The sequence below is a fragment of the Pseudomonas sp. TMW 2.1634 genome (genome assembly GCF_001703595.1).
Classification (GTDB): Bacteria; Pseudomonadota; Gammaproteobacteria; order Pseudomonadales; family Pseudomonadaceae; genus Aquipseudomonas; species Aquipseudomonas fragi.
Window position 1 is genome coordinate 1,278,873 of sequence record NZ_CP016849.1, and the last position, 12,610, is coordinate 1,291,482.

At 60.1% G+C, this 12,610-nt stretch carries 10 protein-coding genes and 1 pseudogene; 5 read left to right on the plus strand and 6 right to left on the minus strand.

The annotated features are described in order from the left end of the window. Nucleotides 1-9 precede the first annotated feature (9 nt). Nucleotides 10-1,596, plus strand: coding sequence for an ABC-F family ATPase (locus BFC21_RS06045; protein ID WP_029611422.1), 1,587 nt, complete (start codon nucleotides 10-12; stop codon nucleotides 1,594-1,596). A 232-nt stretch (nucleotides 1,597-1,828) separates the two neighbouring features. Then, a complete protein-coding gene (locus BFC21_RS06050) occupies nucleotides 1,829-3,016 on the plus strand; it encodes an MFS transporter (protein WP_120266687.1) in 1,188 nt (395 codons plus the stop codon). Here BFC21_RS06050 and BFC21_RS06055 read toward each other — a convergent pair. After that, nucleotides 3,013-4,050, minus strand: a complete 1,038-nt coding sequence (locus tag BFC21_RS06055; RefSeq protein WP_095003755.1) for a dienelactone hydrolase family protein — start codon at nucleotides 4,048-4,050, stop codon at nucleotides 3,013-3,015. The two genes, BFC21_RS06050 and BFC21_RS06055, sit on opposite strands and share 4 nt — an antisense overlap. Nucleotides 4,051-4,208: 158 nt before the next feature. Next, nucleotides 4,209-4,820, minus strand: coding sequence for an FMN-dependent NADH-azoreductase (locus BFC21_RS06060; RefSeq protein ID WP_088377437.1), 612 nt, complete (start codon nucleotides 4,818-4,820; stop codon nucleotides 4,209-4,211). 126 nt (nucleotides 4,821-4,946) lie between these two features. Between BFC21_RS06060 and BFC21_RS06065 the strand changes: the two genes are divergently transcribed. Further along, complete coding sequence (locus BFC21_RS06065) at nucleotides 4,947-5,855, plus strand: LysR substrate-binding domain-containing protein (protein WP_088377438.1); 909 nt, start codon at nucleotides 4,947-4,949, stop codon at nucleotides 5,853-5,855. Nucleotides 5,856-5,860: 5 nt separating this feature from the next. Next, entirely contained in the window at nucleotides 5,861-6,205 is a 345-nt protein-coding gene (locus tag BFC21_RS06070) for an MmcQ/YjbR family DNA-binding protein (protein WP_029611424.1), read from the plus strand. Here the strand turns inward: BFC21_RS06070 and BFC21_RS06075 are convergent. Continuing rightward, nucleotides 6,194-6,607 carry a DUF1294 domain-containing protein gene (locus BFC21_RS06075; RefSeq protein ID WP_088377439.1) on the minus strand — a complete coding sequence of 138 codons (414 nt, stop codon included), beginning with the start codon at nucleotides 6,605-6,607 and terminating at the stop codon, nucleotides 6,194-6,196. The two genes, BFC21_RS06070 and BFC21_RS06075, sit on opposite strands and share 12 nt — an antisense overlap. Nucleotides 6,608-6,612: 5 nt before the next feature. Continuing rightward, the gene (locus BFC21_RS06080; RefSeq protein WP_016781011.1) at nucleotides 6,613-7,437 is read right to left on the minus strand and encodes an undecaprenyl-diphosphate phosphatase; all 825 of its coding nucleotides are present in this window, start codon (nucleotides 7,435-7,437) and stop codon (nucleotides 6,613-6,615) included. A 283-nt stretch (nucleotides 7,438-7,720) separates the two neighbouring features. On the opposite strand from BFC21_RS06080, the gene BFC21_RS06085 reads away from it, so the two are divergent. Continuing rightward, nucleotides 7,721-9,355: a methyl-accepting chemotaxis protein gene (locus tag BFC21_RS06085; RefSeq protein WP_120265800.1), complete on the plus strand. Its 1,635-nt coding sequence runs from the start codon at nucleotides 7,721-7,723 to the stop codon at nucleotides 9,353-9,355. Nucleotides 9,356-9,389: 34 nt separating this feature from the next. Here the strand turns inward: BFC21_RS06085 and BFC21_RS06090 are convergent. Next, nucleotides 9,390-11,235 (minus strand): annotated as a pseudogene (locus tag BFC21_RS06090) (polyurethanase). After that, nucleotides 11,222-12,607, minus strand: coding sequence for a TolC family outer membrane protein (locus BFC21_RS06095; RefSeq protein WP_120266688.1), 1,386 nt, complete (start codon nucleotides 12,605-12,607; stop codon nucleotides 11,222-11,224). The pseudogene BFC21_RS06090 and the gene BFC21_RS06095 overlap by 14 nt, the downstream one beginning before the upstream one ends. Between the last annotated feature and the right edge of the window lie 3 nt (nucleotides 12,608-12,610).

Genomic DNA, 12,610 nt, shown 5'->3' on the forward strand with positions numbered 1-12,610 from the left:
GTAAAGTAATTGATCTCCACAGCAAATATCACGATGCAGTTCGGCGCAAAGCCGCTATTCGAGAACGTTTCAGTAAAATTTGGCGCCGGTAACCGCTACGGCCTGATCGGTGCCAACGGTTGCGGCAAGTCCACCTTCATGAAAATCCTCGGTGATGACCTTGAGCCGTCCGGCGGCCAGGTCATGCTGGAGCCGAACGTGCGTCTGGGTAAATTGCGCCAGGACCAGTTCGCCTACGAAGAATTCACCGTGATCGATACCGTGATCATGGGCCACGAGGAGCTGTGGAAGGTCAAGGCCGAGCGCGATCGCATCTATTCGCTGCCGGAAATGACTGAAGAAGACGGCATGGCCGTTGCCGAACTCGAAACCGAGTTCGCTGAAATGGACGGTTACACCGCCGAATCCCGTGCCGGTGAGCTGCTGCTGGGCCTGGGTATCGGCATCGAGCAACACTTCGGCCCGATGAGCGAAGTGTCGCCAGGCTGGAAGCTGCGCGTATTGCTCGCACAGGCGCTGTTCTCCGATCCTGAAGTGCTGCTGCTCGACGAACCGACCAACCACCTGGATATCAACACCATCCGCTGGCTGGAAAACATTCTGACCCAGCGCAACAGCCTGATGATCATCATCTCCCACGACCGTCACTTCCTGAACAGCGTGTGCACCCACATGGCTGACCTGGACTACGGCGAGCTGCGTCTGTTCCCGGGCAACTATGACGAGTACATGACCGTCGCTACCCAGTCGCGCGAGCAACTGCTGTCGGAAAACGCCAAGAAGAAAGCGCAGATCAACGAACTGCAAGCGTTCGTCAGCCGCTTCTCGGCCAACGCCTCGAAATCCAAGCAGGCCAGCTCCCGCGCCAAGGCGATCGACAAGATCACCCTGGCCGAGGTCAAGCCTTCGAGCCGTGTCAGCCCGTTCATTCGCTTCGAGCAGAACAAGAAGCTGCACCGCCAGGCGGTTATCGTCGAGCAAATGGCCAAAGGCTTTGATGGCAAGACCCTGTTCAAGGACTTCAGCTTCACCGTTGAAGCCGGCGAGCGCGTTGCGATCATTGGCCCGAACGGTATCGGTAAAACCACCCTGCTGCGTACCCTGGTCAACGAGCTGACCCCGGATGCAGGTACAGTGAAGTGGACTGAAGCCGCCGAACTGGGTTACTACGCCCAGGACCATGCCCACGATTTCGAAGATGACATGACCCTGTTCGACTGGATGGGCCAGTGGACTCAGGGCGAGCAAATGGTGCGTGGCACTTTGGGCCGCATGCTGTTTTCCAACGATGACATCCTCAAGTCGGTCAAAGTCATTTCCGGTGGTGAGCAAGGTCGCATGCTGTTCGGCAAGCTGATCCTGCAAAAGGCCAACGTGCTGGTCATGGACGAACCGACCAACCACCTGGACATGGAATCCATCGAGGCGCTGAACCTGGCACTGGAGAACTACCCGGGCACCCTGGTATTCGTCAGCCATGACCGTGAGTTCGTATCCTCGCTGGCCACTCGTATTATCGAGCTGAGCCCAAGCGGTGTGATCGACTTCAGCGGCACTTACGATGACTACCTGCGCAGCCAGGGCGTGACGTTCTGATTCAGACGCTGCCCTGCAGGTTGTAACGAAAACCCCGTCCTGGTGACGGGGTTTTTCGTTTCTGGCCTTTAAATGACTCGTGGGGGGCCTGATACAACGCAGCGCTTTTATCGCGGGCAAGCCCGCTCCCACAGGTTGTGTGCCTCACCCACTATTACCGTTAGCCTGCTTTCTTTTATGCCGGGGCCACGCCATCATGGCGGTTACCGATCGCCAGCCGGACTCCCCGCTCATGCCTGTGCAACACCCCTCCTCCCCGAGCAGCCTGTCGGTCACCCTGCAAATCCTGTCGATCGTGTTCTACACCTTTATTGCCTTTATCTGCATTGGCTTGCCCATCGCCGTATTGCCGGGCTATGTGCATGACCAACTGGGCTTCAGCGCCGTGGTCGCCGGGTTGGCCATCGCTTCGCAATATCTGGCCACCCTGCTGAGCCGCCCGTCAGCCGGACGCCTGGTCGACAGCCTCGGCACCAAGCCCGCCATCGTCTATGGCCTGGCCGGCATTGCCATCAGTGGGGTGCTCACCTCCCTGGCCGTAGCCTTGCAAGACTGGCCCCTGCTGAGCCTGGGCATTCTGATTGTCGGGCGGGTATTTCTCGGCATTGCCCAGGGCCTGATCGGTGTCGGCACCATTACCTGGGGCATTGCCCGGGTTGGTTCACAACATACCGCCAGAGCCATTGGCTGGAATGGCATTGCCTCCTACGGCGCGATCGCCATTGGTGCGCCGCTGGGCGTGGTGATGGTCGAGCGGCTGGGCTTCGCCATGCTGGGCGTGACCCTGTTGTTGCTGGCCCTGGCCGCCCTGGGGCTGATTCGCAACAAACCGGCAATCGCCGCGGTCCCGGGCGTGCGCCTGCCTTTTTGGTCGGTATTCGGCCTGATTGCCCCCTATGGCATCAGCCTGACCCTGGCCTCGATTGGTTATGGCACGCTGACTACCTTTATCACCCTGTTTTATATCGACCAGGGCTGGGAAGGTGCGGCGTATTGCCTGTCGGTATTTGGCGTGTGCTTTATCCTCGGCCGCCTGATCTTTACCAACAGCATCAGCCGCTTTGGTGGCTACAACGTGGCAATCGCCTGCATGAGCATCGAAGCGGTGGGCCTGGTCATGCTGTGGCTGGCACCCAGTACCGCTTTTGCCCTGGCAGGTGCCGGGCTGACCGGTTTTGGCTTGTCCCTGGTGTACCCGGCCCTGGGGGTCGAGGCGGTCAAGCAAGTCCCGGTTACCAGCCGCGGCGCGGGGCTGAGTGCCTATGCCGTGTTTTTTGACCTGGCACTGGCCATTGCCGGGCCGATCATGGGAGCCATTGCGCTGAACCTGGGGTATCCGTGGATTTTCTTCAGCGCGGCCGTGATGTGCTGCCTGGGCTTGGTGCTGAGTTTGAGCCTGTCGCGGCGGGCGCAGCGCTAGTGGGTATGCACGGCAGTGCGTAGACCGGACCCGGTATGGGCCTGCAGCGTCTTGCTGAAAAACCGCCCGGCCTCGTAAATCAGGTCGCGATGGATATCTTCCCGATCAACCCCTTGCGCATCGGTGCACAAGCCGGGCATGGCCGCCATTTGCTCGTCATTGCAGGGGGCCATGAACACAAAATGGCCGGCACCGGGTATCACCTTGAACTCCGGTTCCACCGGTAGCTTGCGGGCCAGGGCGTCAGCGTTTTTGTCGGGGAACACCAGCCTGTCGTTTTCGCCGCTGTACAGCAGCACAGGCACATGCACATCGGCCAGGGTCTGGCGGCCAAACATCAGGCTCAAGGGTGCCATCAGCAGCAGCGCGTGTACCCGGGGGTCGGCAACGGGCATCAGGTCATCACGGTCGGCGATCAGCTCCCCTTTTGTGGTGCAGGCATCACGGTCTTCGGGGCGTTCCTGGCAGTAGCGGCGCAGGCGATCCAGGTCTGGCTGGGCGCCTGCCAGGATCAGCGCGGTTTCGCCACCTGCCGAATAACCGATCACCCCTACCTGGTCGTCATGCACATAAGGTGACAGCTCAGGGTCGTCCAGGGTTGCGCTGATGGCGGCCGATATCTGCATCGGTCGCCCGTAAAGGTTACTCAAGGTACCCAGGCGGCTATGGTCCTTGTAATTGTCGCCAGGGTGCAGCACCGCCACCACCACAAAGCCCTTGCGCGCCAGCGAGGTGGCCAGGTCGTGCAGTGCCAGGGGCGTGCCGGTATTGCCATGGGACAGCATCAGCAGCGGGTAACGGCCGATGGCGACTTTAGCCCCCTCGGTCGCCGCCACTTCATAACTGCCTATTTTGGTCAGCCCCTGGGCCTCGCTGGACGGGTAAAAGGCGATGGCCCGCATGGGCTGATCGTCCAGCGGGTCGAGAAAACTCAAACGGTGAAAGCCCACGCCCCACTGCAACGCGGGCTCGGCCTGCACCATCACGGAGCAACATGCCAGCCACAACATCAGTACCGCCCTGAGACCCATCATCGAGGTTCACCTGCAATGGCGCGTGGCTTGAAATCGGCTGTGCCAGAAGCTTTCGCCAAAAGCTCTGCATAACCTGGGCCAAACGCAAAAAACTCCGTACTCCGGTCTTGGCAAGACACCCGGAGTACAGAGTTTAGCCGGTGAAGCGCTGTACAGGCTTACGCAGCGCTGAACAGATCCTGCTTAATCTGTGCATGGGCATCGTTCATGGCTTTGTTGCGTACTTCGTCACCATAGGCCAGGCCGTGTGCGCGGACAAATTCAACGTCGGTGATGCCGATAAAGCCCAGCATCACTTTCAAGTAATCTTCGTGGGCTACGCCAGTTGCCTGTCCGGCATGCAGGCCGCCGGAGGTGGAAACCACAATGACTTTCTTGTTGCCGCACAGGCCTTCAGGGCCGGCTTCGGTGTAACGGAAGGTCTGGCCGGCCACGGCGATACGGTCAATCCAGGCCTTGAGCTGGGTCGGAATGGTGAAGTTGTACATCGGCGCAGCAATCACTACTGCGTCAGCTGCCAGAAACTGCGCCAGGGTGTCGGCGCTTAGTTGGGCTTCGTGTTTCTGCGCGGCATCACGCAGCTCGGCGGGTGTGCCGGCGGCCACCAGGGTCGCGGCCGAGAAGTGGGCGATGGCTTCGCTGGCCAGGTCACGGTAGCTGACTTCAACCTGTGGATCCGCTGCCTGCCAGGCCTTGACCACTTCGCTGCTCAGCTGACGGGAAGCCGAGTTGTCGCCCAGAATGCTCGAATCGATATGCAACAGTTTCATGGTGATCTCCAGATGATGACCGCCTCTGGGCGATCTCGATTGAATGGATACTACCGATGAAAGCAATCGACGATAAGTTAGCCATTATGCGATAGTTCGTCCCACCTGCAGGACAGTGAGCGCGCCATGCAAGACCTTAACGACCTTTACTATTTCGCCAAGGTGGTCGAATCCGGTGGCTTTGCCGCTGCCGGGCGACTGCTGGGCATCCCCAAATCACGCCTGTCACGCCGCGTGGCCGAGCTTGAGGAGCGCTTGGGCGCCCGCTTGCTGCAACGCACCACGCGCCAGTTGAAGCTGACCGCGGTGGGTGAGCGCTACCTGCGCCATTGCCAGGCCATGTTGCTGGAAGCCGAGATGGCGGACGAGGCCGTGGCCAGTATGTCCAGCGAACCGCGCGGCCCCTTGCGCGTGTCATGCCCCGTGGGGCTGGCCCATGAATTCATGCCCGGGGTGATCAGCTCATTTTTGCAGGCTTATCCCCTGGTGCAGCTGGAGGTCAACCTGCTCAACCGCCGGGTCGATCTGGTCACCGAAGGCATTGATGTGGCCTTGCGCGTGCGCGAGGAAGGCGACGAAGACCCGTCGCTGGTTACGCGGCGCCTGCGCCAGGCCCGCACCGTGATGGTGGCCACTCCCGAGTTTGCCAGCAAGTGGCCAGTCGACAGCCCCGATGACTTGAAAAGCGTGCCGCTGCTGGGGGCGCTGGAGGCCGATCGCATGGTGCATTTGCGCATGCTCGATGAGCATGGCCAGGCCAGCACCCTGGTACTTGAGGCGCGGCTGGGGATTGACGATTTTATCGTGCGCAAGGCCTGCACCCTGGCTGGCCTGGGCTTTACCGTGCTGCCCATGATGTATTGCGAGCAGGAACTGCAAGACGGCCAACTGGTGCAACTGCTGCCCAAATGGACCCTGCCGGGGGGCTGGCTGCACGCGGTGTACCCTCACCGGCGCGGAGTGATGCCGGCGGTGCGGGCCTGGATCGATCACCTGGTCGAGTCATTTGAACGTTGTGGAGAGAAACTGCTATGAGCCCGATGAGCAAGCAAGAAGTCGCCGAGTTCTGCCGGAACCTGCCGGGCGCTCAGTACGCCGTGAAATGGGGTGGGGTCGAGGTGTTTTTCGTCGATGACAGCAAGATGTTTGCCCTGTTCAACCTCAACAGTGACGGGCTTTCATTCAAGGTCGAGAAAGACCTGTTCCTGGGTTATATCGATCGCCCGGGTATTCGCCCCTCGCCCTATCTGGCGCGCGCGTACTGGATCAATATGCAGGCGCCTTACCCGATGGGCGCTGCGGAACTCCAGGACCTGTTGCGCCGTTCCCACCAACTGGTGGTGGGAAAGCTGGCGAAAAAGCGTCAGATCGGTTTATTGCTGTAGCTGCAACAGGTGGAGAATGGAGCGGTTGAGGAACAGTGCGTCAATCCATACCACCTGATGCACAGTCACAATCAGCCAGAACGACAGTTGATAGGACAGCTTGCGGGTTTTGTGGCGAAACATCTGTTGCGCCAGCAAAGCCCCTGGCCAACCGCCCAGCAGCTCAACCCCGTGCAACACCTTCTTCGGGGTTCGCCATTGCCCTGCCCTGGCTTGCTGCTTGTCATACCAGTACAGGCCATACGCCAGAACACTGGCAACCCCATAAGCGAGCAAGGGTAGCCAGGTGCCCCCGGTGAGCCACAGGCTCACCGAGCCGCCGACAGGCAATGCACACAGCGCAATCCAGGCCAGCAGCTTGAGCTTCAGGGCGCGAACCGGCGCACCCTGTCGTTCGGGCAAACCTCTCAAGCCTCGGCCCAGTTGATCCAGCCAAACTGCCAGGTCGCCAGGATCAGCAGACCAAAGGCAATGCGATACCAGGCAAAGGCGGCATAGCTGTGGTTGGAAATAAACTTGAGCAAGGCCCGCACAGCGATCATCGCGAAGATAAACGAGGTGACGAAACCGATGGCGAACACCGGCAGGTCATCAGGCTGGAACAGATGACGGTACTTGTAGCCCGAGTACACCGCAGCACCGACCATGGTCGGCATGGCCAGGAAGAACGAGAACTCAGTGGCCGCCTTGCGCGACAGGCCAAACAACAGGCCGCCGATAATGGTCGAACCCGAACGCGAAGTGCCGGGGATCATAGCCAGGCACTGGGCGAAACCGATTTTCACCGCGTCTTTCCAGGTCATGTCATCCACGGTCTCGGCACGAATCACATGCTGGCGACGCTCGGCCCACAACATGATCACACCGCCAATCACCAGGGCCGTAGCCACGGTAATCGGGTTGAACAGGTACTCGTGGATCACATCGGCAAAAATCACCCCCAGCACCACCGCCGGCATCACCGCGATAATCAGGTTGGTGGTAAAGCGGCGTGCCTCGGGTTTGGTGGGCAAACCGACGACAACATCGATGATCTTGCGGCGAAATTCCCAGACCACAGCCAGAATCGCACCCAACTGGATGATGATGTTGAACGCCATCGCCCGCTCGCCGCCAAAGTTGAGCAAGTCGGCCACAATAATCTGGTGGCCCGTACTCGAGATCGGCAAAAACTCCGTCAAGCCTTCAACGACGCCCAGTATCAACGCCTGAGCGGCAGTCCAAAGATCCATTATTCCCCCATAAAGCCCTGCCTCATGCAGAGCTGATTAGTCTTGATTAAGGTGTTGCAACCACGGCCCTGGAGCAGGTCAAAGGTGCGACATGTTCCCCAGAACGCTGTGAAAAAACTGTCAGAAATCAATAAAGATGAAGCTTTGCCAATTTCGGCCGAGATCCTATCAGACACGTTCTACTTTCGCTGCTATGACATGACTTCGGTTTGGTCTGACAGACAAGTCTGGAAAAAGTTGTCCTGTGAAACACCACAACAAGAAAAACAAGGAGTCGCCCTTTATGAATACCCTGCGCAGGTTATCCATCAGCCGCCGTTTGTGGCTGATCCTGATTGTGGCCATGGCCATGTTGCTGGCGTTGGGCTTGCTGATGCTAAAGCAGATACATGACGATTTGTATGAAGGCAAAGCCCAGAAGACCCAACATGTGGTGCAGGCCGTCAGTGGCGTACTGAGCTACTACCACGGCCTGGAAACCGCCGGCAGTCTGAGCCGGGAAGCCGCGCAACAGCAGGCGCTGACCGTGATCAGCACCCTGCGCTATGACCACGATGACTATTTCTGGATCAATGACCTGCGCCCTTATATGGTCATGCACCCGACCAATGCCAAGCTCGACGGCAAGGACCTGTCGGCCATCAAGGACCCGGACGGCTTTGCGATCTTCAACGAGATGGCCAGCCTGGCGAAAACCCGGGGCGCGGGCATGGTCGACTACCGCTGGCCAAAACCCGGCGCCCAGGAGCCGGTTCAGAAAACCTCCTATGTGCAACTGTTCGAGCCCTGGGGCTGGGTCATTGGTTCAGGGGTGTATATCGACGACATGCAGGCCGAGTTTCGCGCCCAAGCCTGGAAGGCCAGTTGGGCGGGCCTGGGCATTGCCCTGATCATGGCCGTACTGGTCACCCTGATCGCCCGCAGCATTGTGCGACCGCTGCAGGAGGCCGTGCAGGCAATGGCCAATATTGCCAGTGGCGAAAGCGATCTGACCCGTAGCCTGGATACCCACGGCCGTGATGAAGTGACCCTGCTGGCGCATCATTTCAATGCCTTTACCGCCAAGCTGCGCACTGTGATTAGCCATCTGCAGGCCACTGCCACGGCCCTGGAGCAGTCCTCGACCGAACTGGGCAACGACGCCAGCGACGCACAACAACGCAGCCAGCAACAGGCCCTGCAAATGGATCAGGTGGCCACGGCGATCAACGAAGTGACCTACGCCGTACAAGAAGTGGCAAAAAATGCCGAGCATGCGGCCAGCGAAATGCGCGGCGCCCAGTCGCAAGCCGAGCAAGGCCAGCAGAACATCGACAGCAGCCTGCAGCAGATCGACCAACTGTCAGGCACCATCAACCAGGCGGTCGAGGTGATTCGCTCGCTGGCCACGCAAAGCAGCGAAATTGGCAGCGTACTGGAAGTGATCCGCTCGATTGCCGAGCAAACCAACCTGCTGGCTCTCAACGCCGCGATCGAAGCGGCCCGTGCGGGCGAGCAAGGTCGCGGTTTTGCCGTAGTGGCAGATGAGGTGCGCTTGCTGGCCCAGCGCACGCAAAAATCCACGGCCGAGATTCAGGCGATGATCGAGGGCCTGCAAAAGCATTCCGAAGCCGCCGTCGATGTGATCGGCAGCAGTAGCCGCGCCTCGCAACTGACCATCGAGCAGGCCACCCAGGCCGGGCAGAGCCTGACCAGCATCGGCCAGGCGCTGACTAACCTCAACGACCTCAACGCCTCGATTGCCAGCGCCACCCTGCAGCAGGCCCATGTGGTGGAGGACATCAACCAGAACGTGACCCAGGCCGCCGAGCTGTCCCAGGGCACCGCCCAGGCGGCAGAACAGTCGAGCGCCGCCAGTGTCCACCTCAAGGAATTGAGCGTTCAGCTCAATGGGTTGCTGCGTCAGTTCAAGGTGTAGAGGCAGCGGCCAGCGGCAAGCTGGCCGCTGGCTGTCAGGCGATAACGATGTCGGTGCCCGCCAGTGTGGCCAGGGCAACGCCCACCAGGGTCACCGAATCGTTGCCAAAGCTGAGCACGGTGTCATGCCCCACGGCGCTGGCATGGGCGCGGTAGTCGCTGTGATGCCCGCCCTCCACGCCCAGGAACACCAGCGTGTCAGTAGGTTGGTAGCCCAGCAGCGTGTCGTTGCCAAAATGCCCGCTGAACACGAAGGTGTTGTTGGCGCCTGCCGATTCCAGCAGGTCGTTGCCTGCACCGCCGACAAACACGCTATTACCTTGCAGGCCGATCAAATGATCGTTGCCGCCCTGGCCCAGCAACCAGCCTGCGGCGCCTGGCGCCGTAACCGTGCTGTCCCCGGCCCCGGCCTTGACCGAGTGGGTGTACTCACTGCGGGTATTACCCGCCCACAAGCCATCGTCAGCCACCCGATGGCTGACGATGGCTCAACCCCAACCACGCGGGTTCGTCACTTAACAGCACGCTGATATCGCGGGATAGGGTGATGCCGCCGTGGCTATCGCGCACATACAAGGTGCCCTGCCCGTCATTGACCACCTGTGTGCGGCTCAAGGATTGCTGCAGGTCGAGGGTGTTGACGCCCTTGCCGCCCAAAATGATGTTGTAGCCGCCACTGTCACGGAAGGTGTCATTGCCGTCGCGACCTTCGAGAAAGTCATTGCCGCGCCCCCCTTGAATCAAGTCATTGCCGTCACTGCCGATGATAAAGGTGCTGCCCTTGTGCGGCTCGGCGTTGCGATTGAGGTCCTGGACCCAGGTGTTTTCCCGCGCCGGGTTGGACAGGTTGGCGAGCACGAGGGTCGAGTCCCTGGTCGTCAGGTCATAGAACGCCGAATCGAGGATGCGCGTCATCGCGCTGTCATAGCCATTGGGCAAGTGGCTGATCCAGGTCGAGACATTGGCAATCGAAAAAGGCATCAGATTCCACGCGGTGGAGGCGTAGTGATCGTTGAAACTGACAATGTTGTTGGTAGCGGACGGTTGATGCGCGTCATGCACGCCCAGCGACGACAGGTTGAAGTCCGAACCGTCCAGGGCGCGAAACACCGGGTCGTTCTCAAAGCCGATATTAAGCACGTTTTCCGTGGTTTCGCTCTGGGTGGGCGAAGCAAAGGCAATGTAATGGGCATCGCGGTAAAACCCTGCCCAGTGCTCGCCACTCAAGTCTGCCAGGCTGTTGACAGCCAGGCCGCCCAGGCTGTGGCCACTGACCAGCACGTCCTTGCCGCTCAACCCTTGCGCGCTGGCAAAGGCTGCCACTTTGCCCAGCAGCAGGTCAAAGGCATTGGCGCTGTAGTTTTTCGCATAATCGGCAGGGCCGATTGCGGCAAGCAAATCGCTGATGGCATCGCCAATGGAATCGCTGATCAGCGATTCACGCGGGCCACTGGTGCCGCGAAACCCGATGCCGATCGAGGTCAGTTGGCCATCGGCGCCGTACTTGCCGAGGATTTCCACTTGAGCACTGCCATAGCCCGCTTGTTCACCGAAAAAGGTGCCGCGCTGGTCGACCTTGCCTGCGTACCCCAACTGGTCAGCGCTGATGGGGGTCCAGCCGGCTTTTTCGACGGCTTCGCGGGCGAGTTTTTCCGAGTCCGGGTTCCACGGAATGCCCGGCACCACGCCCTGGGAATCAGTGCCACCGAGCACGGCCTTGACCAGGGTGGCGGGCAGCCCAAGGCCCATGCCGTTCTTCTGGTAGCCCACGGCAAAGCCATTATCGAGGTTGTGATAGCTGTAAAGGGTGATAGCCAGAGCATCGGCGACCAACGCCGTTGAAGCCTTAGATCCCACATCCATGTAGTCAAAAATCGCCATGACTGCTTACCTTCTTCGTTGATAAAACTGTCGCGCGCTCGCGCGGCACAAAGGCTTCGTCGACCCGGGCCAGATCCTGCTCGCCCAAGGTGCCGGCGTAGAAGTGCAATTTGGTCCAGGCCAGCAGATAGTCGTAACGAGCCTGGGCCAGGTCGCGCCGGGTGCTGTACAGCTGCTGCTCGGCGTTTAACGCATCCAGGTTGACCCGCTCACCGCCGAGGATGCTCTGGCGCGTCGACACCACCAGCGCTTCGGCCGAGACCAGGGCTTTTTGATAAGCCCGCAATTTGCTCACCCCCGACTGGCACGCATTGAACTGGCGGCGCAGCTCGATCAGGGTTTCGCGGGTCTTGCCCTCCAGCTCGTACTCCACCCGCGCCAGATTGCTGCTGGCCTGGCGTACCGACGCGGCCACCCCGCCCCCCGCATACAGTGGCAGGCTGATCTCGATACCGATGGTGTTGGTGTCATAGCGCTGGTTGTAGGTGTTGCCGCTCTCGGACTCCATCTTGCGCACGCTGGCATAGGCATTGAGTTTGGGCAGATGCCCTGCCCGGTTGCGTTCAACTTCGTACCGCGCCACTTCCAGCGCCTCACGTTGCGAGGCCAGCAGCGGATTACTCTCCAGCGCCATTGTGTGCCAGTTTGAATAACTCGCCGGTTGCAGCGGCAAAGCGCTGAAGCTGGCGGGCAATGGCGTCAACTCGTCGATATTCACCGTCGCCACGCCAATCAACGCGCCCAGCTCGCGCAGGGCGGCATCCTGATCATCCTGAGCCTGGAGTTGTTCGGCGGTGGCCAGCTCGTAACGGGACTCGGCCTCAAGAATGTCAGTGCGCGTGCCCTCGCCCTGGCGAAACAGCTGCTCATTTTGTTGAAACTGCTGCTCGTAGGCGTTTTTCTTGGCGCGTGCATTGTCGATCTGATCCTGCGCAAACAGGGCCTGGGTGTAATGGGTCAGCACCCGCACCAGCAGTTCCTGGCTTTTGCTGCGAAAGGTCTCATCGGCAAACAGCGCCTGCGCCACACCTTTGCGGTAATTGGCGTACGCCTCGTAATCAATCAATGGCTGCTGCACCGTAAAGGTCGAGCCGTAGCTGTTGTAGTTGCGGTCTTCGTGGCTGTTGCCGCGCTCATTTAAATAAGTGGCCCTGGAGTTGTTGCGGCCTTTGTTGTAGTTGTACGACAGCTTTGGCAACAGCCCCGCACGACCGATGGTGCGGCTCTCCTGGCCAGCATCGCGCTCCTGGAGGGCGGCCAGGAACTCGGGATCATTGCGCAACGCCTGTTCATACACCTGGAACGGGCCCAGCGCCTGGGCATTACCTGCCCACAGGGCAAAACCCAGGCCCAACAGTGCAGTCGTTCTCATAAA